We start from the raw sequence: 26,556 nt of genomic DNA on the forward strand, positions 1-26,556 counted from the left end.
ACAAGAAAAGCAATTAACAACTCTTGGTTCTAATATTAATGCGCTAGAGGTTAAGGGAACATTTGACGATTGTCAAGCTATGGTAAAAACTGCTTTCTTGGATAAAAATATAACTAGTAAAATACAACTAACATCTGCAAATTCTATAAATATAGCACGTTGGCTACCTCAACTGTTTTACTTTATGTTTGCTTACAAAAAACTACACCACAAGTATAAGGATATTGTCTTTTCTGTCCCAAGTGGCAATTTTGGAAATTTGTGTGCGGGCATGATGGCACAGCAGCTAGGCTTACCAATTAACCACTTTATAGCGTCAAACAATAAAAATAATGTCGTTGCTGAGTATTTAAAGTCTCAGTTATACACCCCTAAGCCTTCAGTGGAAACTATAAGTAATGCTATGGACGTAGGAAATCCTAGTAATTTTATTCGCATCCAGGAAATTTATAAAAACAAGTTTGAAATCTTAAAAAATAATATGTCTGCTTACAGTTTTTCAGACTATGAAACTAAAGATGCCATTTTAGAAATTTATGAAAAATACAATTATATTTCGGATCCACACGGAGCAGTTGGTTATTTAGGATGTAAAGCTCATTTAAAAAAAAATCCAAATGCATATTGTGTCTTTTTGGAAACGGCCCATCCTTCAAAATTTTTGGATATAGTCGAAGATATTATAAAAAAGAAACAGCCATTACCTAAACAAATTCAATCTGTAATTGAAAAAGATAAAATAGCAACTACAATATCAAACTATGAGGATTTAAAAGAGTATTTATTAAAATAGTCTTCTTCCGTTACCCTTATCTTGACTAAATGACTATCGATATTACCAACCCATTTATAAAAACAAGTATGGAAAACGAATTGATAAAAAAAGCAATTTTAGAGCTGAAAAGCCCTACTTTAATTGCAACTCAACAATATCTTGAGATTCATTCAATAGAATTAGAAAACGAATTACCAAGAGTCGAGCATGTCGACTTTAAATCATTTAAGAAAAGTAATGTTGTCTATTTTTCTATTAAAAATGAATCCTTTTTTTTTAGCATTTACTTTTCTAAAGAAAATAATGAAATAACTAGGGTTTCTATAGAAAATGGAAATCAAATATATTTAACTGCAACTTCATATAGCCTAACTTTTGATGAACTCTCCAAATTAACAAATTTAAATGGTTTCTCTGGTTGGAATATGAATAAGGGCACAAAAGTTCATAATGGGAAATATTATAATTTTAGTCAAATAACATTTGAACCACTTAAGAGTCAAGCATATAATATAGAGGCTGCAATAAAATTATTTCTGTCTATATTAGAACAAGACCTTGAAGGAGTAAAAAAGTTAACAGAATTGTCTCAAGCAAAAATTTCCATACATAGAAAGCAATATTTAAATACAAACAAAGACATTCTTATTGATATTGACATTATAAAAAGATTATGTAGTTTAAATCTAGGAGTTGAAATTGATCCTACATGTTTTTGGAGGTGAGATAAATCATCAAAAAAAGCACCTAGTCAATTAAACCTTAGATACGTTACACTTTATCTTAGTTCGTAATTTAATTATATCCAGAAAAAAACTAGGACTAAACTTTGATTTAAGTCTAGTCCTAGTTTTTTCTGGATACTATTTAATAATGTTTTTTTTAATTTACAATTCCATCTATTATAGGAATTAAACCTGCAAAAAAAAACTCTACTGCTATAACCATAACAATTAGTCCCATTAATCTCATCATAATGTTAATTCCAGTTTGTCCCAATACGTTTATTATTTTTGAGGAGCTATAAAGTATTAAGTAAGTTAAGAGCATAACTAGTAAAACGCTTATAACTAAAGTCACTTTTTTCTCAATTGAATTAGCGTCTTCCATCATTACAATAGCATTAGTTAACGCTCCAGGTCCACAAATCATCGGAATTGCTAATGGTGTTATAGATATATCATCTATATATAACTTCACTTCTGATTTTTTCACCTTTACTTTCCCTAATCTTGCTTGTAACATATCCATCCCCATTAAAAAGAAAATAACCCCCCCCACTATTCTAAAGCTATCAACAGAAATTCTAAAAAAATTAAATAGTAATTGCCCTGAGTAGGCGAAAAGTATAATCGTAATAAAAGAAGCAATAGAAGCCTTTTTTGCTGTCTTAGCTCTGTCTTGACTATCCAATTCGGCTGTCATAGTCATAAAAATAGGCATAGTTCCAAAAGGATTTATTAATGTAATAAATGAGGTGAAGCTTAAAATTCCAAAAGCTATAAAATCTGTCATTACTTTCTACTTTAAATATTTAGTTCTTAATCAAGACCTTTTACATTGACTACAAACTTATTCATTGTATGCTTTTTTTATCATTTCTAAAAAAACTTCTTCAGGTTGAGCTCCTGAAATTACTTTTTTATTGTTAAACACGAAAAAAGGAACTCCAGAAACACCTGCTTCTCTAGCAAGTTTCTGGTCCTTAGATACATTATTAGCTATTTCTTTATCCATTAATTTAGAAGCTAAGTCATTAGCTTTAAAGCCTAATAAAGCTCCTATATTCAATAAGACATCTATGTCATCAATATTTAAACCATCAGTAAAATAAGCTTTTAACAATAGTTCTTTTGCTTCATTTTGCTTGTTAATTGTTTTAGCTATGTGAACTAATTTATGGGCATTGAAAGAATTTGCAACAACAATATCATTTAAATTAAAAGTAATCCCTACTTCTTTAGCCATCTTAGTAGCGTTAGAAAATAAATCTGTCATCTGCTGTTTACTAGCTCCTTTACTTACGTAATAATCTATAGTACTAATAGATGTATTCGTTTGCAGTCTAGGATCTAATTCAAAACTTTTCCATTCTACATTTACCTCATCTTTATGACTGAATTGAGAAATTGCATTCTCTAATTTTCTTTTTGCGATGTAACAAAAAGGGCATCTTATATCTGACCAAACAGTAATTGTCATATTCAATTATTTAATTATTATTTATTGTCAATGCTCCTGAGGGGCATTTGGAAATTTGGCTCTTAATTTTCTCTTTGGAGGCATTTTTTGTGTTTATCCAAGGAGTTTCATTAGGTTTATAAACATTTGGCAAAAGTTTAACACAACACCCAGCGTGTATGCATTTAGATGCATCCCATATAATACATAGGTCATCTTTTATAAATTTTTCCATAATATATAAATTAATCATAAAACGTTTTAAGGGCCTATTTCTAAGCCCTTAATATAATAAAGCAGAATACCACTCTTTTTTATAAAATATTTAAAGTAGCATTCATTTTCACTTTATTAACCATAGTAGCATAATTAGGTGAAAATTTAATTACTTCATCAGCTGCTTCTTGGTACTGAGCTTCTGTTCCGTTTCCTTTTACAGTAAACGCATACTCGATAGTATCAAAACCTACTGGAGAAGTTTCATTAATACCTAAGAAGCCTTGTAAATCTAGTCCTGACTTAATATCTAAAGTAACAGACTCTAGTTCAATTCCTTTAACAGAACACATTGCTACAAAAGTAACCATCATACATCCAGAAAGACCACCTAATACATAATCTTGAGGAGTTGGTGCAGAATGTGCTCCCAATAATTGTTCTGGCTCATCAATAGTAAATGAAAAATCGTGAGGGATTTTTTCATCTCCTAATTGCAAAGCTTTAGTTTCTACTCCTACTTTAGTACCGCCCATCCAAGTAGCTTTAATACCACCGTTGTACATACCATTTTTTGCATCCTTCTCTACAGTTTCTTTGTAAGCTCCTAATGCATCTAAGTTTAATCCGTTAATCATAATATTAATTTTTAAAAATTATTGTGATATATTTAATTCAAGTAACCGTTTTCAATTAGTTGCTTTTGCACTTCCATATAAGTATCTGCATATAATTTATCTATTTCTTCTATAGACATAAATGCGTCAGAGAATCCAGGATTTTCTGGATCAATCATTAATTTTACAGACTGGATAAAATGCTTTGCTAATTCTTTAGGATTTTCATTACCTACAGATATTCTCATTGTTGTTTTATGAATTCCCGATTTCAATAAAGCTTCTTGATCTAATTCTGAATGTGAAGTAAATGCTGGACATAACAATGTTGTGTTAATTTGTCCTAAACTTACTTGAAAACCAAAGGCTGGAGCTAGAGTATCAAAGAATTTTTTGAATGCATTATCACTTACTCCTGCTTTTTCAAAATCAATAGTAAATAATGGAGCTGCTAACTGATACTTGCTAACTTTTTTCATAATAGCATTGTTAGGACTACTCTCAAGAGCATTACAGATAACAGACATCTCTGGATTAGAGTTAAAGAATTTAGCCAACACTAATGTATTTACACATTTTTGAGTCATTCTTAAATTCATTGTCTTCATTCCTGATAGGATTTCAAAAGCAGCATCTGCATTTAAGAAAGCACCTTTGATGTAGTATACATTCCAGAATAATGACTCATCCCAGTTAACACCATCAATTTTCTCTCCTTTTGGCACGAACATTAAGCTATTTTTTCCAATAATACCACCTGCAATTGCATTACCAGAACCAGTAATATCTTTTGTATAACTATGGAATAAGAAATCTGGTCTACAATCCTCATCTTCTTGTTGTAGTGGCTTAATTAAAAATGGAGTTGCTACTGTACCATCTAGCATTACCATAGAACCATTTTGTTTAGAGTACTTACAAATTGCAGGAACATCTAGCATATAACCATGAGGGTTACAAGGAGACTCAATATATACATGTATCTTTTTACCGTTAGCTAGTTGATCTTTATAATCTATTTTAGCTTGATCCATTACAGGTTTAAAGTCTTCTAGTGTATATCCATCAAACCAAACAACCTTAATGTCCATCTTATTCTTTTTTGCAAAGAAATCTTCGATCAACTGGTAAGCTCCACCATAAATGTTCCTAGACACAATCATAATATCTTGGTAGCTTAATACATTACATAATAACGCATCGATAGCTGCCATACCACTATTAAAGTTCCAAGCAGTATATTGATCTGCATATTTACCAGCCTCTAGGTGTACTATGTGCGTACCAAGAGCCATAGATGTTGGGTTTAATGATCTTGAATATATGTGGTGAATAGATTCTTTACCATTAAAAGCATCATCAATCCATTCTGTACATGAGTAATCGTAAGTAGATGTACGAGCAATTACTGGTGTAGCAGAAAATAATGCAGCGATGTTATTAAACATAGGCACTGGTCCTTTTGCATTTAATGTAGCATCTGATTGACCCAATGACTCGTATGTTTTCTTTAGTGGACCTTGTAAAGTTTCCAAAACTTTAGCGATTTGAAAAGACATAAAACGCTTAGCATTAAAATAAGCTACTTTTTCACTAGCATCTAACTTACTTACAGTGTCAAAAGTGATTTCTTGTAATTTAGAAATATCTGCTTGTGCAGTATAAATATCTATAGCTGCTTTTTTTAATGTTTCTCCGTAAGCACTATTAGCATCTATATCAAAATATGCTAACTGCTCTGCTGCTAACTCTTCTACAGTTGTGCAAAGTGTAGAGTTTCTTTTTGGCGATAAAACCTTTGAATTATTTATATTACTCATTTTATTTATTATTTAAGGTTGAAACAAATTATTTTAGTTGTGCTCATTTCTTGGATTGCAGATTTAACACCTTCACGTCCAATTCCACTTTGCTTAATACCTCCAAAAGGCATCATGTCAATACGATAGTCAGAAGAATCATTTACCATTACTCCACCACATTGTAGTTCGTTGGTAGCTTTAAATGCATATTCTATATTATTCGTGAAAATTCCAGCATGTAAACCATAAGGAGAATCATTACTTGCAGTAATACCTTCTTCTAATGAGCTTATTCTCGATATTGTAGCAACTGGGCCAAAAATCTCTTCTTTACCGTTTAATGCATTATCAAAATCACCTTCTATAATAGTAGCTTCGAAACCGTTACCAACACGTTTTCCGCCACATAGTACAGTATAACCTCCTTTTTCTAAGTCAGAAATTGCTCTTTCGATTACATCAATAGCTTGACTTGTAATAATAGGTCCCATATCAGTACTTGCGTCTTCAGGATTTCCTAATTTTACAGCTTTAGAAAGGCTAACAACCTTTTCTTTAAAAGCGTCATAAATTGCATCGTGCACATACATACGTTTTACACCAACACAGTTTTGTCCAGCAGCCCATACCGTACCACCGACACAGTTTTCTGCTACAGCGTTTACATCTACATCATCCATAACAATTACAGGTGAACTAGACCCTAATTCCATACCTACTTTCTTGACGCCAGCAGCTTTAGCAATAGCCTCCCCAGATTTAGAACCTCCTGTAAAACTTACCATATTTACTCTTGGGTCAGTAACTAAAATATCTCCAAAACTACTACTAGGGCCAGTAATTATATTAAGAATATGAAATGGCAAACCTGCCTCTATAAACAACTCGCCTAATTTTATACCAGAAATTGGCGTAAAATTTGAAGGTTTCAATATAACTGCATTTCCTGCGGCTATAGCAGGTCCAATTTTATGAGCTACTAAATTTAATGGATCATTAAATGGAGTAATTGCTGTAACGATACCAACGGGATTATACACATAGTGTCCTTTTTTTGTAGAAGCTCCTGCAAATGCAGCAAAAGGAACAGTTTCACCTGTTATTCTTTTTGCTTCTTCTCCACAAAGAGTAAGTGTATTAATACATCTTTCTACTTCTTTACCTGCTTCAACTTTTGTTTTAACACCTTCATTTACGATAGTCTGTGTAAACTCTTCTTTTCTTTCTTTTAACAAAGAAGCTACTTTTACTATAATTTCACTTCTGTCATAAGGAGATAAGTTTCTAGATATTACTTTCCCTTTTTCAGCAGATGCTAATGCTTCGTAAACGTGCTCTTTGGTAGCACATGAAATTGTATATACTTCTTTTCCTGAATATGGATTTAAAACAGCTAATTTATCTGTTGTTTCAATCCAATTCTCCCCTATAAGCATTCCTTTTGAGCTTATTTTTTCTAATAAATCTACTGACATAATTTATTTGTTTTTCATTATTGATAATACATCAGAGAAAACAGAATATCCTGTTTCTAGTTTACCTGCTCCTGGTCCTGTTATCATTACTTTTCCTAAATATTTTGTAGTGATTTCAATAGCATTGGTTACCCCTCCTATGTTAGAAAGCGCATCAGAGATTGCTAAAGCTTCAGGTTGTACTTTTCCAGTTACCCCATTTCCATCTTTCTTTAAACTCCCTACTAAACGAATATTCTTTCCTTCATTTTTGGCAGTATCTAATTCTAACTTAGAAATATTATCAATTCCAACAGTAGGTATATTATCTAAGCCTAGATCTACCCCAAAAACTTTGTGAGATAATATTGCTACTTTCCCTCTTGCATCATAACCTTTCACATCATTTGTAGGATCTGCTTCTGCATATCCTTTTTCCTGAGCAACACTTAAGGCACTTTCAAAAGCATCACCTTCAGACATTTTTGAAAGGATATAATTACTAGTACCGTTAAGTATTCCTCTAATTTCAAGAATTTCATCCCCTGCCAAGCATTCTTCAATAAGAGAAAATGTAGGAGTACCACTTAGTACTGTACCCTCGTAACGAAGTGATACTTTATTTTTTTCTGCTATCTTATTTAATTCTGTAAAATGCAAAGCAACAGGACCCTTATTTGTTGTAACAACATGTTTACCACTTAAAAGAGCATCTTTAATAAATGTATAAGCAGGGTCTCCAGTTTTATAATCACTATAGGTAGCTTCTACTATTAAATCTACATCTTCTATAGATGCCACAGTTTTAACCTCAGACAAGCTCCCATCACTAATATTTTCATCATTATTAAGTTTAGTTAAAAGCTCTACTAAATTTATACCATTGGAATTATATATGTTTCCTTTCTGTATATCTTTAACCGCTACAAGCTTAATATTTTCTCCGTATTTTTCTTGCATCCAATTACCCTTTTCAGATAAAATCTCAATAAATCCTCGAGTTACTGTTCCAAGGCCTATAATACCTATGTTCATTTTTTTAAATTTATAATTTTTACACTGAACAATATTCCGTATTTTTGTCACAAATAAGAATTATAATCTTATTTTTTTTTAATAAAATGAAAATAATTCTAGAAAAACTAAAAAAATGAAACTAGACCAGAAGGATATTCAAATATTACGGTTATTACAGAATAATGCACGACTTTCTAATAAAGAGCTGGCTGCTGAATTAAACATTGCACCATCTACTTGTCATGAAAGACTAAAAAAATTAACACAAGAAGGCTATTTTAAAGAATTTAACGCAGACTTAAATTTAAAAAAGTTAGGAATTAATATAGAAGTCTTGGTAGCGGTACGTTTAAAAAGACACGAAAGAGAAATAGTGAATTCATTTATTAAAAAATTAAAATCCTTGGATGGGATTATACGATTTTATCACCTTGCTGGGGATACTGACTTTATGCTACATGTAGCTGTTGAAAACTCTAATAGCTTAAGATCATTTATTATGGATGAATTAGCTAACTTTAGTTATATTGATCATATTGAGTCTTCTATAATTTATCATAGTGAGTGTCTACATAACTTATCATACAACAATGTAATACTATAAAACTCTTGTTCTATTTAATATAAATAGAACAAGAGTTGGATTACTTAACAAATTTGAAGTTTAAAAATTAGTCTTCTTAATATATCACTTTTTTTATCTTTATGATAATAGCATTATCTACTTTAAGATATGTTTAAGCCAATTTTATAAACATAGATTTTATGTTAATTGATGATAAAAAGCATTAGTGCTTTAAATATATAATAGAATTAAGTAAGCCCACTATTTAGCTTGTTTAATATTAAATTTTAAATACTCTTCAACTATTACATCTCCTCTTTCAATTTTTAAGATTTCATTAAAGTTACTCATCATAAATTCAAAATATTCAGCTTCTTCATTGGTAAGCCCTTTATACATTTCTGAATTTAAATTCTCTTTATAATATTGACTTTCATCATACCAATAAGTTCCTTCACCAATATAACTCCAAAACCTAACTAATAGATTATATACTTTATCCCATCCTAAAAATCCTTTAGAATTTGCATAAAAACCTGTATAGTAACCTAACTTAACTGCTGCTTGTCTTTCGGTTGATGTACCATGAGTAACCCCACTCCCGATATCATAAAAATTTTGAAAAGTAGTAGCTGCGTCTGCCCAACTAATATTCTGACCGACATCACTGGCCAACCAGTACCCTGCAAAAAAATCGGCTCCTATTTCCTGATTTTTTCCACTAGCCCAATACCAGTTATTTTCATACTGAAGAATATGACCAAACTCATGAGCAATAATAGCTTTTGCAGCATAAGCGTCATAATTATTAAGCATACTATTCCACCAAGTTTCTCCTATAAAAACTCTATTTGGATTAGAATAGGCAAGCATATTATTTGTGTTATTTCCCCTCCAATTGTAAACAGTTGGGTTAACCCCAAAAAACCATTTTAAATTAGGAACTGCCCATTCAATATAAACTTGCCCCTGATACATTTTGCTTGTTTTATAACCACCATAGCTCCCTGTATTGAAAGGAGTAGCAGATGCTGCTCCTAATAAATCTTCATCACTAAGATGAGTTATGGAAATTAAATTTTCTTTTTCTCTACTAATATTCTCTGTTGCTAGTAATTCCTCATTATCACAGGAATACATCGTAATCACTAAAAGTGAATAAAATAATACATTTTTTTTCATAATAATTAAATTTATTTAACATAAGTACAAAAAACCAGATTTCGAATATACACTAGCATATATGTATATATCATAAAAAAATACATATAACATATTTTTATAATTGATTTTTTACTAAAAATATATTTAATTAACAATTAATAGTATTGAAATATAAAGTAAAAAGTAAAAACCGAAAAAGATTCCGTATTGAGCAGTGAATTAAAAAAATCCCAAAACAATATTCGTAAAAAAGAGAGATTTTATCTAAAAAATATCTTGTAAATAGTTAATATTAACGTACAAACTCTTTTATCTTTTAAAGAAATAGACAACTCCTTTCTATTTAAAACAAGTCGTAGTTTTTAAGTTCTAAATTAAATACATAAGTGAATAATAATTTACTTCATTTTTAGAGTTCAAGATTGATCTAGCCCGAATAAAATCCTGTAATAAAACAATTAAACATCCAGTTTTAGAATAAATTTCATTTCAATAAAAAAAACTACTCCACAATTATCCATTTTATAAAAATATACTAAAATTAGTTAAATATATTTTAATTTATAACTCAAAAAAATCATCAATAATGTAAAGAAAAACACAAAAAACTACACAGTTCACAAATACCTAAGTATTTATGAACTAAAGAGAAACTATCTTACAAAAAACTAACTAAAACTCAAAATTATGACAAATAAAAAACTCAGGAAACACCACAAACCAGACTGTTTTTATTTTAGCAAACAAAAAAACATTCTTTGCTTTTTCTTATTTACACTCATTACGAGTATGTATGCACAAGATAAAGTAAATGTACAAGGTAAAATAACAGATAAAAATGAAATACCATTGTTGGGTGTTTCCGTTATTGTTAAAAACTCTACCGTTGGTACACAATCAGATTTCGAGGGAAATTATACTATTAAAGCCAAAACAGGACAGACTTTAGTTATTTCATTTATTGGAATGAAAACTATAGAAAAGGTTGTTACTAATTCTAATATTATTAATATAACTTTGGAAGAAGATACTGAAAGCCTAGATGAAGTTGTTGTAGTTGCTTATGGCAAACAAACCAAAAAATCAATAGTAGGTTCAGTTGCTTCCATAGATTCAGCAACTTTTGAAAAACAACAAGCAACAACAGTAACAACGGCATTACAAGGAACAACAGCAGGTGTAAATGTGATGTCTGTCGGTGGACAACCAGGATCTAATCCAATAATTAGAATAAGAGGATTCAGTTCAATAAATGGAAGTAATTCTCCTCTGTTTGTTGTAGATGGAGCTGTTTATAATGGTAATATAAATGTTTTTAGCCCAGACCAAATAGAGTCAATTAGTGTTTTAAAAGATGGTTCAGCAACTGCTCTTTATGGATCTAGGGCTACAGCTGGTGTTATAATAATTACAACTAAAAAAGGTCGTAAAAACACAGCTCCCAAAGTCACCTTAAGAACACAAATTGGAGTATCAAATCATACGGTAGAGCCGCATAAGATTTTAAATATAGATGATCAATTTACATATACTTGGGAAGCCATAAAAAACAATGAACAATATGTTTCTGGTAATGATGTAACAACATCTGCTACAAGAGCCACTAGTGGGCTGTTGGAATTTATAGGTTACAATCCGTATGGACCAAATGTACCTAATCCTGTTGGCATAGATGGTAATTTAGTTACAACAAACAAAATTTGGGAAACAGATTGGAGAGATGTTATTTTTAATGGTGCGGCAATAAGATCAGAACATAGCTTTTCTGTATCTGGTGGTAATGAAAATACGACTTATTTTTTATCAGGAAATTATTTAAATCAAGACGGTTCGGTAAAGACATCTAACTTTGAACGTATTACAACTCGCTTAAATGTAGATACCCAAGCAAATAAATGGTTGAGCGCTGGACTAGGAGTTACTTATTCAACATCTCAACAAAATGTACCCATACAAACTGGTGGAAGTACTACAAGTGCAACTGCATGGGCATTAAGTTTATCTCCAATTTACCCTGTATATCAACGTGATGAAAATGGGCAGCTTATGAAAGATCCTGGTGGAAATCTAATATATGACCTTGGAGCTAGATCATTACAATTGATAAACGGAACAAGACCGTATGCTCCAAATCAACATGCTTATGGTCAATTATTTTTTAATGATCAAAATACAATAAGAGATAATATTAGTTTAAACGGGAACATAAAAATAAACCTAACACCAGAACTAAGTTTTAAAACAAGTGTAGCCCATACATATTATGTAAATGATTATTATGGTTATTCTAGTAATAAATATGGATCTTCTGTTAGTGTAGGTGGTAGCATAACTCAAAATAAAAACACATCTTTAACAACAACTATAAATAACTCTTTGTCTTACAATAAGAGTTTTGGGGATCATAGTATTAATGCCTTGTTGTTACAAGAAGCTTATAAATACAAATATGGAGAACTCAGTGCTACTGGTCAAGGCTTAATAGCTACTAGTAATACCTTAGGAACGACAACAACACCAACAAATGTTTCTGGAGGTGATGTATTACATAGAATTACAAGTTATTTAGGAAAACTTTCATATGATTACAAAAAAAAGTATTTTGTTGAAGGGTCATATAGAACAGACCAATCTTCAAGATTTGCCAAACATGCTAGAAAAGGTGATTTTTATTCTGTAGGTGGGTCATGGGTAGTTTCAGAAGAACCGTTTCTTAAAAACAATAATATTCTTAACTATTTAAAATTAAAAGCATCTTATGGAGAATTAGGAAACGAATCTCATAGTGGCTATTTTTTATATCTTACTCCCTTCATAGCTGGCTCATATAATGAAGGTAATAATCCTGGAGTTTTGTTAGCTTGGCCTAATGATCCAGATATAACTTGGGAAGAAGCTGCTGCAACAAATTTTGGTGTAGACTTTAAATTGTTTAACTTTTTTAATACATCTGTTGAATATTTTAATAAGCAAACCAATAAATTATTTTATGATGTTCCTTCTGCTCCATCTACTGGCTATTCTGAATTTACCACAAATAATGGAAGCCTTAGGAACTATGGCTGGGAAGTATCCATAAATACACAAAATGTTTCCAACAAAAAATTTGAATGGTCTAGTAATTTTAATATTTCTACACTTAAAAGTGAAATAATAGAACTTCTTAATGATGTTAATAGTGGAGATACAAATTTGCAAGAAGGTGGTTCTAGGTTTGAATTTTATATGAGAGAATATGCGAGTGTAAATCCTGATACAGGTGAAGCTCAATGGTATAAGGATATACTAGACACAGATAACAAGCCAACAGGTGAAAAAGAAGCCACTACAGATTATAGTTCTGCCACAAGGTATTACACAGGGAAACAATCTATTCCAGATTTTACGGGTGGTTTTAACAACTATTTTCGTTTAGGAAATTTTGATCTTAACATTCTACTCAATTACAGTTTTGGAAGTTATTTGTATGATTCTGACTATGCTCTATTAATGAATGGTTTTAAATCTCAAGGTACTGCTGCCTCTGTTGATCTTAAAAATAGATGGAGACAACCTGGAGACATTACCAATGTACCAAGACTTCAAACAAGTCCTAACTCATTTAACTCCAGATCTGATAGATTTTTATTTAAAAATGATTATGTAAGGTTAAAAGCATTGAATTTTGGTTATAATTTACCTAAAGATGCTATTAAATCATTTGGAGCTTCAGCTCTAAGAGTATACTTCCAAGGAGATAATTTACTAACCTTTCAAAGTCATAAAGGTGTTGATCCTGAACAAGGATTTGGAAGCTCAACAAATCAAAGAGCCTTAGGACAAAGAATCTATACTTTTGGAGTTAAACTAGAATTTTAAAAATATGAAAAATATGAAAAATATAAAAATAGTATTAATAGTTCTCGTTACTTTTAATATAACAAGTTGTGAAAAAGACTTTCTAGAAGAACCGCAATCAACTGGATTACCTCCTACTGTCATTTTTAAATCGGTTGAAGGTATGGAAGCTCATGTGTCTGGCATGGTAAGATGGCTAAGAATTGGTGGAAGTGTAGATGCAGCATCTTTAAATTCTATATACTATGCTCGTTCCGTTAAAGGTAACGATATAATAAATAGGCAAACATTTTTTCAATATGATTATGATCATATTTATAGAAACGATCCAACATGGAGAAGAACTACATTTACTTGGTCAAGACTCTATATATTAATCGATGAAGCTAATGTTTTTATAGAAGGAGCAGAAAATTCAAATTCAGTTCCTGATGTAAGTAAAAACCCGTTAATTGCACAAGCAAAAGCTATGCGTGCTCTGGCTTATTTTGAATTGGCATTGGAATATCAACATACGTATGCTTATGACCCATCATTACCTGCTCCTCCTTTATATACAGAACCATCAGTAAACACGGGACCTATAGGAATGAGTACTATACAAGAAATATATGATTTTATTATAGAAGACTTAACATTTGCTGTAAACAACTTAACAGAAGATCGTATTAGCAAGTCATACGTTAATGTTAATGTAGCTAATGGTATCTTGGCACGTGTTTATCAAACAATGAATAACTGGACTGGTGCTGAAGAAGCTGCTAACAAAGCATATGGAGGAGTACCTTCTAATGCATTATTCCCTGGAGAATACAATAATGGTTTTGATGACATTACAGAAAGTAATGAATGGATGTGGGGAGCTATACAAACTGAAGATCAAAACCAAGGTTGGGCAGGAGCTCCCCATGTAATTTCTGACCATAGGGTTCTATCGTATTATGGAACTTTTATAAATAATGATTTTGTAGACTTATTCACAGATACAGATGTTAGAAAACTGTTTAGAAATCATTATAATGCTGCTGAAACTAGTTACCGTCATTGGGTTACAGATAAATTTGATTTTGCGTTTGATGCGGACATTCCGTATATGAGAACTCCTGAAATGATTCTTATTGAAGCAGAAGCTAAATATCATAATGGAGATACTGCTGGAGCACATAATTTACTGTACGCTTTACAATCTAACAGAGACGTAAATGCCATAAAATCTAGCAATACTGGACAAGCATTATTAGATGAAATTCTAGTAGAGAGAAGAAAGGAATTGTATGCTGAGTTTGGAGTAGAATGGTTTGATGCTAAAAGATATAGAAAAGGAATTACTAGAACCGGAAACCATAGAGTATTTTTGGATTTAGAACCAGATGATGTAAAGTTTATTTTAAAAATACCTCAAGATGAGATTGATGCAAATGAATTTATTGATCCAAATGTTAATTTAGGTCGATAGTTATAAAAAAGATAAAATCCCTTGTTAAAATTTTATATGTAGTCATATAGCTAATTTCTTAACTTTACTAAGTGTTCAAAAATAACTTAAGCTTTTTTATTATATTTTTGTTATGACAAAGTTCTTCAATAGTATTGAGTTTATAATAAAGTTCGCAATTCGTCAACATATAGACATAGAATTTAGCACAAGCCTCTATAAAGAAAGGATAATATAAACAGGTTTGAATCCTGTCGAGGTCACTAAAAGCTTGCTAAATCTTATATTTAGCAAGCTTTTTTCTTTTTACTACTATACTTAATTATTAAGCACAATACTATAAAATTTTAGTATAAATTTATGCTATTTGCTTAACAACACATTCTTTACCTACTAAATTATTTTTAAGAAATGAAGTAATTTTATTTACCAAATAGTCATAATCTCTTTCTGCATAAAAATACAATGCAATTTCATTTTCATTTTCACTATAACTAGGTATTAAAGCTCCATTATTACCAAGAATTTTAATAAGAGAATTATATAACTCTATAACTGTGTCTATACTAATATCTTTTTCTTGCAAAAACTTTGTTTTTACATATACTCCTAAACCAACCAATTTACCAATTGGATATTCCACATCAAAACTTGAATTAGCATTTTTGTCTTTTGCATAATATTTTAACTTGGAACCATTTGCTACTTCAATATTTTTTGCAACAAAAATTATATTTTCTTTCATTTCTTGAGAATACGATACTAAATCAATTTCTATATCGCAGGATTCTGGCTCTCCATTTTTACCAATTAAAGTGCCCCCACCACTAACAGATCCCCACTTTTTTTTACGAAGCATATAATCTAAAGAATCTTCTATATGACCACGATGTTGTGGTTGAAGTTTCATATTTAAAGACAATTGAGCATAGGCCATAGGTTCAAAAACAAATTCTTCTTCAATTACTTCATCATTTTCCTCTTCTTCCTCTAAAAAGGATTTGGCCTCTAATAGCAATTCATAAGTTGAAGGATAATCATCACCTAACTCAATAGCTTTTTCAAAATAAGGAATAGCTTCTGTTTCTCTACCGTCTAAATAAAATAACGAGTAACCTACTCTAAAATACCAGTCTTTATCTTCTTTACCTTGCTGGCTAACATTTTGTAACAAACCTAACGCTTCTTCATAAAGATTAAGATTATTTAATGCTCTAGCCAAAAGGCTTGTTAATATATAAGAGTTACTTGTTTCTGGAAAAGACTTTAACTCTAGCACTACTTTTAAATGATTGCCGGTGTTATGCCAATCATTTAACTTTTTTATTAGCTCTTCTGAGAGGTTTTCTTCTGTTTTCATTTGTACTAATTTATAATGAATTAAGCATAGTTGTTTTTTTTAAAAAGGCTAATTATAATCACTAGTTACATTAGCAAACTCTACGGAAAAGTCATCATTAATGTTAAACTCAAAATTAATAACCTCATTAACCTCCCAGCTTTCATACTCATCCTCTACCAATCTATTGTCATTAATACTAATAATTAGTGTTTTATTATTAATGACAATAGATAACCTATCTACATCTTCATTTCTCATACCTGCTGTTTCATCATACATAGAAAGGTCTTCTAAATCTGCTGGCACAGAATAAGTAAGCTTATTAGATTTAGCAACATCATTAATTTTTATATACTTAATAAATTTTTTAAATATTGGAGAATATTTTTTATAATCTTCCGGAAAATTAAGATTGTTATGGTATTTATTTTTTAAACTATTTATAGCTCCAACAGCCCTATCAATGTGTTGTTGCTCATACATTTTTATTAGACGTACATTTTCTTCTTCTATATCATTTAAAATAATCTCTACATCTTTTTGAGGTTTATACCAACCTTCTTTATCAAAATAATCTTTTGTATCTCCATTCTTAAAAATAAAACCTTTTCTTGCAAAAATTTCATTACGTAATAATGAAAGCCACCATCTACTTTTAGGTTTTAAATAAGACTCTGGTATTATTTTAGTATCTAGTTTATTATGTATAAGAAGTTCATTTTTATTAGGGTTGTATGCATTATTAGAAAACCACAACTCTCTGTCTGTCTTAGAATTAATAAACTGCTCACTTAAAGCATTGTAATTTACAAGTTTGCTGTTACCTGTGATATCTAATAATTTTTTAACATCCGCTAAATTCTCTAATCCTTTTAAAGATTTTAGTTCACTATTATTATGCAGGTCTAATTCGTCATTAACGGTCTCTAAACTACCAAATCCTGTTAAGTCTTCTAATGCATGATTACCTCTTAAATATATTTTATTAGCACTCTTTATGTTATTAAAACCACTTAAGTCTGCTAACTTATCATTTTCATCTACCCACAGATAGTTTATATACTCTAAACTTTTAAATCCATTAATACTTACCAGAACAGGATTGTCTTCTATAGAAAATCTTTCATTTATTGTTTTTAAACTATTAAAACCTTCTACACCAGTAAGCGTAATATTGTCTTCTATTTTTATACCTCCTCTTATTGTTTTAAGACCATTAAAACCCTGCAAAGAAATTAACTTTTCATTTCCTGTAACAACAATATTTTCTATATCCACTAATTCATTGGGGCCACTAAAATGCTCTAGTGTTTCTGTGCTACGCAGATAAAAATTATTATTTATATGTGTAAGTTTTTTAAAAGAGTTAGTTAAGTCTACCACAGTCAATTTTGTGCCAATTCCCATATTTTTACCAACCTTCACAAGGTTGTTAAACATATTCATTTCTTTAACTTGATTTAAGTTTATACTTAAATTTCCTCCTATATACTTAATATTATTAAATCCTGTTCCTTTCTGTAAAACATCTATAGAAAGCAATACATCTTCTTTTACTACTGTAATATTATTTAAACCAGTTAGCTCTGTTAAAGATTCATTTCTATAAATTGCAATTCTAGTTATTGAATCTTTTACTGTATTAACGCCGTTAATATTAGTTAGCAAAGGATTTTCTGATATGCTTAAATCTCCTTTTATTGTTATTAATTTTTTTAAACCAGTTAAACTATTTAGCGATTTATTTCCTGTAATAGAAAAGTCTTCTCCTACACTTTTTAAAGATATTAAACCCTCTAAGTTTTTTAGTTTATCATTATTTTTTATGTGGAGAAAATTTTTAATCTCTGTAAGTTTTTCTAAGCCTTTAAAATTTTCTAAATCAGGGTTTAATCGTATTTGAACTTCGCCATCTACCTTACTTAAACTACGTAACCCTTTTAAATCTTTAAGGTAATTGTTACTAATAATTTGTAAATGACCATTTATTGTAGCCTTAATATTATGGAGCCCCTCTAAACTTTGTAGTGATAAATTAGAAGTAATTGCTATATATTCTCCTACACTATTAATACCAGACAATTGAGAAATATCTTGCAATCTTTTATTTTTACTAATCTCCAATCCATTTGGTATACTTCCTAAAAGGCTATTTAACCCTTCTAAACTTGTAAGTACTGGGTTGTATGAAACATTTAATTTATCAACCTTTTTTAACTTTTTTAAGGCTGATATATCAATTAGTAATTTATTGTCATTAATTTCTAGTTCGCCAGAAATTTCTTTTAAGTTGTTTAAACCATTTAAAGAAGTAATGTACTTATTACCTTCATTTAAATTAATTTTATAATTATCAATACCAATATATACGTTACCATTTACAGATGTTAAGGACTTGAGTTGTGCTAGGTCTGTAATTTTTGAACCATACACTTTTAGATCTCCATGTAAGGACGTGTATGCGCCAGATTTAAACTTATCAAAATCTTTTGGAAATAAATCTCCTTCCCAAACACCAGACTCTTGAGCATTTAGATTAAATATACATACGACATATGCTAATACTAATATTAAACTATTTTTCATGAGTTAGAATTTTAACAAGAGAAACAGAAGTCTCTAAATTTTACTGCTGAACATTTATTATTTTGTAAACTCATTATAGATGGGTTATAGCCATTATCCTGGGTTTCAATTTTTTCAATAATTCCTTTTGTTATCTCTACTCCTTTTATTCCTGTTGTAACAAGTTCTTTTTGAAGAGCGCAATAACTATATAATTCAGGGTTGTTTATTAATGAAAAACTACCGCCCACTGCTTTTAAATTCTCTAAGCCTTTTAAAGATTCTAACTTCTTATTATCACTTATAACAATATTACCAGAACACTTTTCAAGTTTTGTAAGCACTGTTAAATCTGTACCTTGGTACTCTTCAATAATAATATTACCATCAACTTCTGTATACTCCCCTGAAGTAAAATCTTCTAAATTTTCTATTGCCAAATCTCCCTTCCAAATTTTTTGAGCTTGAGTTTTAACTATACCCAAAGTAATTGTTATTACTAATACTAAAATGAGTTTATCTAATTGCATATTAAATATTTTAAAGTTGTATTACTTATATTAACGCCAAACACTTAAACAATAGTAAATGTAATTACCTAAAGCACAAAGCAGCAGTTAATATTTGATAGTGTACAGTACATATTTGCAATTACATAAGTATAAATTATAGAAACTATTACTAATTTGTATTTTATACTTTAAATAAAAAACCAATTTACTACTCCAAGTTAGCTATTTTACCTTCTTTTATAACCAAATAAAAACTACTACCAATAGTAACATTTTGGTCCATACTTTTAGAATAAGCGGGTGTCATCCTTGGTAGCTCATTAATTGTTTTTATTCCTATTTCTTCTAATTTACTATTATTAGACTTTATATTACTCGCAAAAGGTTTTACACTACCGTCTGTTGTAATCAAAAATTTTAATTTTAAAGTGGCATTTTTAATTACTACATCTTCAAGCTCTAATTCTTTAAGTATTCTTTTTCTAACACTATTACGCAAACAAATTCCTTTGTCAACACTGTTTTCGCAACCCGGGTAAATGGGGTCTTTATTACCTGTAACAGGGTGCTCAATAAGCGGAATTTCTTTTCTATCTCTTTTAATCAACTCATTTTTTGCGTAAGTTGGCCTATCTGTTATATTTGTTGCTTTCATACTCACAACAACCTTGTGCGTAGGAAACTCGCCTTTTGCTTTATTGTAGATGTTAGACATAGTAATACTTATTTTAACCAATGTGTTTTCTAAATTCCACGCTGTACTTTTGTAATAACTAGTGCTATCATTAATTTCTAAAGGAATACTTCCTTCTGCCTTACCATCACCCATAGAAGCAATCATTGCTTTTTCTCCTTTTAGGTAAAAACTAAGCATCTTTTTTCTAAACTCTAAGTCCTTTTTATTATTCAATTTTTGGTTGTGATTGGCTACATCCCATTCATTAATAATTTCAAGAATAAGACTATCTTTTTTAAAATAAACATATCTAGCTATTACATCTACATCTGTAATTAAATTATCTTTTCTTATAAATGAAATCAGTCCCAAATCATTTGAAACGGTATAGTAATCAGAATTTAATATTTGACCTCCAGTAAAGTTTTTTTCTGCCTCTAAATATGTTGAAAGAGGAAATTGATTTAACTCTAGATTTGGAGGTTGACAGAAGCCTGCACTTACAGCAAACAATATAAAGAGCGCAATTAGTTTTTTCATATACGTATATTTTATTTGCTAATGTTAGGTTATGACTCTAGTTTAATACGTAACAACTATTCAATTTTTCTCATCTTAATTGTACTCTTTAAAACTAAATTAATAGATTCTTCAATCTCACTTACATTAAAAATTTCGTCTTCTAAATCTAGAATTTTAAACCTAGTTTTATTTCTTGACAAAACACCTTTTTCATCTTTCCATCCATAAGAAAAAACAATTTCATCATCAACAAAAGACCATTTTTGTATAGCTGTTTTATCTGGATCATTAAATTTAACTTCACACGTTCCGTCTTCATAAAAAATAATCCAACTATTGTTTGGGTCTAACTTAAAGGCTTTTGCTGCTAATTCTGGATTAGATTCTACAACATCTGGATTAACGTCCAAATAATCTGGTTTATAGTAATACATACCCCATTTAGTATTACAAAAAAGCTGCATTTTTTGTTTTATACGAGCCTCTTCTTCTCGTTGCTTTTTCTCTTCAAGTACAACTTCGCGCATCTTTAATGTATCTTTCCATCTTTGCTGACCTGTAGTCAACATTTCATAATATCTTTTACCAGATAAATCTTGGTTATTTTGCTTTAAAAATGCCAGCTGCCATTTAAGTACTTTATAATCATAAACTGTTATCTCTTTCCTAATTGCCAGTAAATCTTCAGTTTCACTTGCATCATCATATTGTTTATCAATAGGAGCTGTACAACCTATAAAAAATAACATTACAGGAAGTATTATAATTTTTTTCATTAGAATTGATATTTAATTTCCTATCAATAATACCTACAACTAAGCAATAAAATAAGTAGTAATTTATATTTGTAAGGGTTTAGCGCTTATTTGTATCAAAATATAGAATAACCAACTCAAAAAAAATGTAACTTAATCTAAGAAAAACAAACCATATTTATCATCTACTGTAATTGTAATTAAAAGATATTAATATTCTAAAGACTTGGCATAATCTACAACTTTGCTTATAATTTTATTAGGATCGTTTTTTCTAAAATTGATAAACAAAGAAATTTGCTCGTCTAAATCTATAAACCTAACATTTTTAGATTTAGAAAATTTAAATGATGAAGGCAAAATGGATACTCCAAGTTCTTTAGATACTAAACTTAAAATCATACCTCCAAAGTCTGACTCAATTATTGTTTTGGGCTGAAAATTATTTTTCTCAAAAATGTTTCTTAAAAGCGATGCAAAAAAAGTTTTATTATGCAAACCAGATATAATAAACCGCTCATCTTTTAACTCGTTTAAACCATTAAAAGATTTTTTATTTATCCAATGATTGTTGGGTACAACTAATGCTATTGGCTCTGAAAATAGTTGTATTGAAACTATGTTGGTATTTTTTATTTTATCTCTACTAAATGCTATATCTGTAGTATAATTTAGCAATAATTGCTCGTGATTTTCATCTGTTGGTTCTACTAGTTCTAATTTTAAGTTGGGCAAATTTAAATTTAAAGCCTCTAGAAAATTGGGCAAAAATTTAAATGCTATAGAACCAGGGTAACTTATAGACACAAAACCAGAGGTGCCTTCATCTATTTTTTTAGCTTGCTGCGTAACAAGATCAAAATCATTAATTAAAACAGACCATTTTGCTTGTAAAAACTTGCCAGCATCTGTAAGCTTTACATTTCTTTTGTCTCTTTCAAAAAGTTGCAGGCCCATTTCTTCTTCTAAGGACTGTATTTGCCTACTTAGTGCCGACTGAGATATAAACACCTTCTCTGCCGTTCTCCAAAAATGGAGTTCGTTAGAGAGTACTAAAAAGTATTTTATTTGCTGAATTGTCATATCTAATGCGTTTTATGCATTAATAAACCAAAAATAAGTATTTTATAGTCTACAGCATAATAGTTCTTTTGCATTAGAAATTAATTTAATTATTAAAATTGAAGAAATAATGGGTGTAGAAAATTTTATAACATTTTTATTTACTGCTTTTATTTTTATAGCAACCCCTGGCTTAGATACTATTTTTGTACTAAACAAATCTATTACTCAAGGTAAAAAGTCTGGAATACGCGCTACATTAGGCATAAATACTGGAATTTTAGTACATACCATTTTTGCAGCTTTGGGATTATCTGTATTGTTATCTAAGACTAATTATGCTTTTACTACAATAAAATATGCTGGTTTTATTTATTTACTATTTTTAGGAATTACCAAACTAAAAAACAGTAATAAAGCATTAAAACTTGAAGAACATAAGAAGCCAAAGAAACAAAAAAGTGATTTTTGGTCTGGCTTTATCACAAACACATTAAACCCAAAAGTTGCATTATTTATTTTAGCTTTTTTTCCTCAGTTTATAAACCCAACACAAATTAAAAATCCATTACCGTTTATAATACTAGGTACAACTTTTGCCATACTAGGTACAATTTGGTACGTAGCACTAACATTTTTTGCAAGTAGTTTTACACAGAAAATTAATAATAACCCAAATTTTAATTTGTGGTTAAACAGGCTAAGCGGTATTGCGTTTATACTTATGGGAATTTCTATAGTATTGGCTAATAACTAATGCTGTATTCAATTAAATTACTTTAAAGAAAGATCCATAAAACAGTTCAAAATGTACAATTTAGTCATTATTAAATTCAAGCTGATAGTAACCATCTCCCGTTTTAATTTTTAACCAAGTGCCATTTAGGTTTTTCATTGAATTCTACTGTTTTGAGGTATTATGCATAACGGTTAGTATAAGAAACGTAGCGCAGTAAACAAGCACTTTCGTTTCGGTTTATCACTTAGTTAAATATAAACGTTTTACTTTTATTTTTCGTTTAAATGCCAAATTTTATATTTGGCGTCTTTGTAAGTAAACACAAAACTTTCGAGTTAGCATAAAAGCCCTATTTTTTATATACATTGTTAGACTGCGTTTGTTCTAGGTAATTTAGTTTCATCTTTTCTGATGACAAAATTATTCAGTTTGAGAGAATTTCTACAAGCGTTGCTTATTCTATATTCTCGAATACAGAATCTTAGATAATATATAGAAGGTGATGAAATTAAAGTGATTATTGTAAAAATAAAGTAAGGTGACGCTACCGACGTTGGCAGAACCGAACCAAAGAAAAAGATAGAAAGAAGAAAACAATTAATAACAGATATTGAGATAACCGTGATAAGAATTTGTCTTTGCCAGCGTTTAGTCTCAAACTGATATTTTTTTATCATCTTCCTTTTTTCTTTTGAAATCATATATTACGTGTTTTCTGCAAACCAAAATTAACACATAATCATCTAACTATTAAGTGTTTACGTATTTTGTTATCAACAATATTTTGGAATATATAGCATAAATTACTACTATATTAATAAGATATCCTATTTTTATTCTATTTACGGTAGAATATATCGATATATTCTATTAAATTGTGAATATGTTATGAAAAGAGAAATAAGAATATATATATTAAAAGGCGTAAAAATTGATTTAGAAAATCAGTCAAAATCTGAGTATAATAGCTTAATCAAGGTCCACGCTTTTTATACAAATTTAAAGGAACTGTATGATAGCTTTGATTCTGATACGATTCAATCTTATTCGACAGTTGCCTCCCACATACAAAAAGATGGTTTTTATCGAATCAGAGATGGTAAATATCGTTATGGCGAATCATTTGAAAGCTTTAATGAAATTACTATTACAAGGGCGTTAGCAAATAGAATATATTATAAAAAAACTTCAATTTCGCTTTCCGATTTAATACTAAAAGAGGCGAGCAGAATTAGTGAAGATGGTTTTACGGTTTTTAAGTGATTCAATGCAGCCTAACGGTTTGTGTATGAAACGTATCGTGCAAAAAGACACAAACTTTTTGGATTAACACAGAGCCGAATTTTTATATTTTGTTTTTATTTTTTCTATTTAAAAAGCCAAATCCAAAAGATTTGGCGGACACTCTAAATATAGGCAGACCTTAGCTTAAAGCCTAAAACCCGTATTAATTATAGGCATTGTTGTAATGCGTAATTTTATTCTACAAATTTTAATTCTTCCGTTTCTATATTTATAAATCCGAATTTTTTCTCTCCGTTTAAGCCTAACATAAACTTCTTAAAATCAAGGTCTCTATCAATACTACTTTCGGTGAGTAATGATATTTCCCAGTTCTCAAATCCGTTTTCATTTTTCCATTTCTCAATTGAGTCCTTTAGTTTTTCTGATTGTTCCTCTTTTAAGTTATCATAAAGCTTTTGATTTGATATCTCGAATTGTTCTCCACTTTTTATGTAGTCAACTCGATAATGGTATATGTGCTTTTGGCTAAAATTATCGAACTCGAAGAAAGAAAATCGATTGCCAGTATATTCCGTTCTATCTATTTCTTTTGGGAAGTAGAAGTTATAAAATGATTTTTCCTCAATTAACTTATTTGTCAATGAACTACATAATTTATTTAATTCCGTGAATGTTTTTTCTTTTTCCTTATCTAATGGTTGAGCAGTGTAAATATTATTTACCCAACGATAAGTTCCATCACGATTTGCAATCCGATTTGCAATCGCTCTTGCGTTTGGAAAATAAACTCGTATATCCTTTTCAAGTTTTTTGGAAGCTTTGATTTTTACTTTAATTGCCTCATATTCTTTTTCAAATCCTTGTTTGTCAAACTCAAAAGGCTCTTGTTTTCCAAGATTGTATTCGACTGCAATAGGATAGTCATTATTTTCAATGATATAAAATATAAACCCATAAATTTTTCCAAACTCGTGCCAAGTTCCGATGAATTCTGTTTTGAACTGGTCGTTATAGATTTCCACTATTTTGGATTCCATAAATTCCGTCGCCTTTTTCTCTTCTTTCTCGAACATTCGGTTCTGTCCGTGACATCCAAAAGCAAGAAAAGTAATTATTAAAACGGATAGGTTTTTCATTCAGGACTGTGTTATGTCATTATGCATTACAACGTCTCGTATAAGAAACGTAGGGCGATGATAAGCAATACGTTCCGAGTTTGTACTAAGCCAAATATAAATATTTTGCTTTTATCATTTTTAGTAAACGCCAAATTTTATATTTGGCGACTTTGCGAATAAACACAGACTTTTCGGCTTAGCACAAATGCCCTATGTTTTTTATACATTGTTAGCTACTGTATTTTTCTTTTAGTTCTAGTTTTTTTATCCTTGACCTTATAGCTCCATTATTACGTTCAAAAATTTCACATAATTCTTTAATAGATTTTCCTTGACAAAAAAGAGACTCCAGTTTGTTGTCATCATCTTTTGTCCATTTCATATAAGCGTTTGGATGCTTTATTCTTTTGTCATCAAGTGAATACGATTTGTCAGTTTGAAGTGTTACAGGGTTATGTTTATTGATTTTTATTTCTGAGATGTTATTTAACTCAAGCATAGCCTCATCTAGATTAGTGTTAGATGATTCAATAAAATCAATTAGTTCAATTAGAGTTGCACTTGTTGTTTCTCGACCACTTATAATAGGGAATTTAATTCTCATATTATATTCTATCAGTCTAGCAATATTTCTATTTTCTAATGGTTTACAATATTTTAACTTTAATGAAGGGCGTTCTTTTTTATATTGTTTTTGTCTACGCTCAATATTGTTAGTGATGCCAAACTTACAACCTTCATTGTCTTGCATTATATAAATGAATGTTTTCCAATCATAACCTTTCCCATTAAGAACTTTAAATTCCTCCATTTTTAATTTATCAGTTTGCGTTTTTTGATATAGTAGCTAACTACATATAAACGCAAATCATTGCGTTTATTCACCCATATTGGTGTAATAAACGCACATTTTTACTTTTATCGCTTAATTTTCTTACAATATAAAAACATTTTTTG

23 protein-coding genes are annotated in these 26,556 nt (G+C 29.9%); 7 read left to right on the top strand and 16 right to left on the bottom strand.

The features are described from left to right. On the top strand, nucleotides 1-793 hold a 793-nt coding region (thrC, locus tag BFJ87_RS08480), incomplete at its 5' end, for a threonine synthase (RefSeq protein ID WP_139344223.1). Between the two features lie 29 nt (nucleotides 794-822). Further along, nucleotides 823-1,500 (top strand): hypothetical protein, encoded by a 678-nt coding sequence (locus tag BFJ87_RS08485; RefSeq protein ID WP_077402776.1) that lies wholly within the window; start codon nucleotides 823-825, stop codon nucleotides 1,498-1,500. A gap of 157 nt (nucleotides 1,501-1,657) precedes the next feature. On the opposite strand, the gene BFJ87_RS08490 is transcribed toward BFJ87_RS08485, so the two are convergent. The 7 genes from BFJ87_RS08490 to BFJ87_RS08520 form a co-directional block, all read right to left on the bottom strand. Next, complete coding sequence (locus tag BFJ87_RS08490; protein ID WP_077402779.1) at nucleotides 1,658-2,290, bottom strand: MarC family protein; 633 nt, start codon at nucleotides 2,288-2,290, stop codon at nucleotides 1,658-1,660. 57 nt (nucleotides 2,291-2,347) lie between these two features. After that, on the bottom strand, nucleotides 2,348-2,977 hold the full coding sequence (locus BFJ87_RS08495; RefSeq protein WP_077402782.1) for a DsbA family oxidoreductase: 630 nt from the start codon (nucleotides 2,975-2,977) through the stop codon (nucleotides 2,348-2,350). Nucleotides 2,978-2,987: 10 nt separating this feature from the next. Next, the gene (locus BFJ87_RS08500) at nucleotides 2,988-3,209 is read right to left on the bottom strand and encodes a (4Fe-4S)-binding protein (protein ID WP_338064791.1); all 222 of its coding nucleotides are present in this window, start codon (nucleotides 3,207-3,209) and stop codon (nucleotides 2,988-2,990) included. Between the two features lie 61 nt (nucleotides 3,210-3,270). Further along, complete coding sequence (locus tag BFJ87_RS08505; protein WP_077402784.1) at nucleotides 3,271-3,810, bottom strand: OsmC family protein; 540 nt, start codon at nucleotides 3,808-3,810, stop codon at nucleotides 3,271-3,273. 32 nt (nucleotides 3,811-3,842) lie between these two features. After that, nucleotides 3,843-5,609, bottom strand: a complete 1,767-nt coding sequence (locus BFJ87_RS08510; protein WP_077402787.1) for a PLP-dependent transferase — start codon at nucleotides 5,607-5,609, stop codon at nucleotides 3,843-3,845. Nucleotides 5,610-5,617: 8 nt separating this feature from the next. Continuing rightward, nucleotides 5,618-7,066, bottom strand: coding sequence for an aldehyde dehydrogenase family protein (locus BFJ87_RS08515; protein ID WP_216352843.1), 1,449 nt, complete (start codon nucleotides 7,064-7,066; stop codon nucleotides 5,618-5,620). 3 nt (nucleotides 7,067-7,069) lie between these two features. Next, nucleotides 7,070-8,080 carry a homoserine dehydrogenase gene (locus tag BFJ87_RS08520; protein ID WP_077402790.1) on the bottom strand — a complete coding sequence of 337 codons (1,011 nt, stop codon included), beginning with the start codon at nucleotides 8,078-8,080 and terminating at the stop codon, nucleotides 7,070-7,072. A 115-nt stretch (nucleotides 8,081-8,195) separates the two neighbouring features. On the opposite strand from BFJ87_RS08520, the gene BFJ87_RS08525 reads away from it, so the two are divergent. Next, complete coding sequence (locus BFJ87_RS08525) at nucleotides 8,196-8,666, top strand: Lrp/AsnC family transcriptional regulator (protein ID WP_077402793.1); 471 nt, start codon at nucleotides 8,196-8,198, stop codon at nucleotides 8,664-8,666. Nucleotides 8,667-8,888: 222 nt separating this feature from the next. Here BFJ87_RS08525 and BFJ87_RS08530 read toward each other — a convergent pair whose 3' ends face one another. Further along, nucleotides 8,889-9,776, bottom strand: coding sequence for an ImmA/IrrE family metallo-endopeptidase (locus BFJ87_RS08530; RefSeq protein ID WP_139344224.1), 888 nt, complete (start codon nucleotides 9,774-9,776; stop codon nucleotides 8,889-8,891). Nucleotides 9,777-10,478: 702 nt separating this feature from the next. On the opposite strand from BFJ87_RS08530, the gene BFJ87_RS08535 reads away from it, so the two are divergent. Together BFJ87_RS08535 and BFJ87_RS08540 are read left to right on the top strand one after the other, a co-directional pair. Continuing rightward, a complete protein-coding gene (locus BFJ87_RS08535; protein WP_077402799.1) occupies nucleotides 10,479-13,649 on the top strand; it encodes a SusC/RagA family TonB-linked outer membrane protein in 3,171 nt (1,056 codons plus the stop codon). Nucleotides 13,650-13,662: 13 nt separating this feature from the next. Beyond that, entirely contained in the window at nucleotides 13,663-15,084 is a 1,422-nt protein-coding gene (locus BFJ87_RS08540) for a RagB/SusD family nutrient uptake outer membrane protein (protein ID WP_171974489.1), read from the top strand. A gap of 337 nt (nucleotides 15,085-15,421) precedes the next feature. Here the strand turns inward: BFJ87_RS08540 and BFJ87_RS08545 are convergent, their stop codons facing one another. The 6 genes from BFJ87_RS08545 to BFJ87_RS08570 all read right to left on the bottom strand — a co-directional run bounded on the left by BFJ87_RS08545 (nucleotide 15,422) and on the right by BFJ87_RS08570 (nucleotide 22,518). Further along, nucleotides 15,422-16,423 carry a tetratricopeptide repeat protein gene (locus tag BFJ87_RS08545; protein WP_077402805.1) on the bottom strand — a complete coding sequence of 334 codons (1,002 nt, stop codon included), beginning with the start codon at nucleotides 16,421-16,423 and terminating at the stop codon, nucleotides 15,422-15,424. 48 nt (nucleotides 16,424-16,471) lie between these two features. Next, on the bottom strand, nucleotides 16,472-18,991 hold the full coding sequence (locus BFJ87_RS08550) for a YARHG domain-containing protein (protein ID WP_077402808.1): 2,520 nt from the start codon (nucleotides 18,989-18,991) through the stop codon (nucleotides 16,472-16,474). Between the two features lie 11 nt (nucleotides 18,992-19,002). After that, the gene (locus BFJ87_RS08555; RefSeq protein WP_077402811.1) at nucleotides 19,003-19,500 is read right to left on the bottom strand and encodes a hypothetical protein; all 498 of its coding nucleotides are present in this window, start codon (nucleotides 19,498-19,500) and stop codon (nucleotides 19,003-19,005) included. A 190-nt stretch (nucleotides 19,501-19,690) separates the two neighbouring features. Continuing rightward, nucleotides 19,691-20,698 carry a hypothetical protein gene (locus tag BFJ87_RS08560; protein WP_077402814.1) on the bottom strand — a complete coding sequence of 336 codons (1,008 nt, stop codon included), beginning with the start codon at nucleotides 20,696-20,698 and terminating at the stop codon, nucleotides 19,691-19,693. Between the two features lie 56 nt (nucleotides 20,699-20,754). Next, nucleotides 20,755-21,456 carry a hypothetical protein gene (locus tag BFJ87_RS08565; RefSeq protein WP_077402817.1) on the bottom strand — a complete coding sequence of 234 codons (702 nt, stop codon included), beginning with the start codon at nucleotides 21,454-21,456 and terminating at the stop codon, nucleotides 20,755-20,757. 189 nt (nucleotides 21,457-21,645) lie between these two features. Beyond that, nucleotides 21,646-22,518: a LysR substrate-binding domain-containing protein gene (locus BFJ87_RS08570; RefSeq protein WP_077402820.1), complete on the bottom strand. Its 873-nt coding sequence runs from the start codon at nucleotides 22,516-22,518 to the stop codon at nucleotides 21,646-21,648. A gap of 109 nt (nucleotides 22,519-22,627) precedes the next feature. Between BFJ87_RS08570 and BFJ87_RS08575 the strand changes: the two genes are divergently transcribed. Next, nucleotides 22,628-23,254: a LysE family translocator gene (locus BFJ87_RS08575; protein WP_077402823.1), complete on the top strand. Its 627-nt coding sequence runs from the start codon at nucleotides 22,628-22,630 to the stop codon at nucleotides 23,252-23,254. Between the two features lie 870 nt (nucleotides 23,255-24,124). Continuing rightward, nucleotides 24,125-24,499, top strand: a complete 375-nt coding sequence (locus tag BFJ87_RS08580) for a hypothetical protein (RefSeq protein ID WP_077402826.1) — start codon at nucleotides 24,125-24,127, stop codon at nucleotides 24,497-24,499. 215 nt (nucleotides 24,500-24,714) lie between these two features. Here BFJ87_RS08580 and BFJ87_RS08585 read toward each other — a convergent pair whose 3' ends face one another. Next, on the bottom strand, nucleotides 24,715-25,617 hold the full coding sequence (locus BFJ87_RS08585) for a hypothetical protein (protein WP_077402829.1): 903 nt from the start codon (nucleotides 25,615-25,617) through the stop codon (nucleotides 24,715-24,717). A 211-nt stretch (nucleotides 25,618-25,828) separates the two neighbouring features. Next, nucleotides 25,829-26,410: a GIY-YIG nuclease family protein gene (locus tag BFJ87_RS08590; protein ID WP_077402832.1), complete on the bottom strand. Its 582-nt coding sequence runs from the start codon at nucleotides 26,408-26,410 to the stop codon at nucleotides 25,829-25,831. Nucleotides 26,411-26,556: the final 146 nt, after the last annotated feature.

The organism is Cellulophaga omnivescoria (genome assembly GCF_001999725.1).
GTDB classification, from domain to species: domain Bacteria; phylum Bacteroidota; class Bacteroidia; order Flavobacteriales; family Flavobacteriaceae; genus Cellulophaga; species Cellulophaga omnivescoria.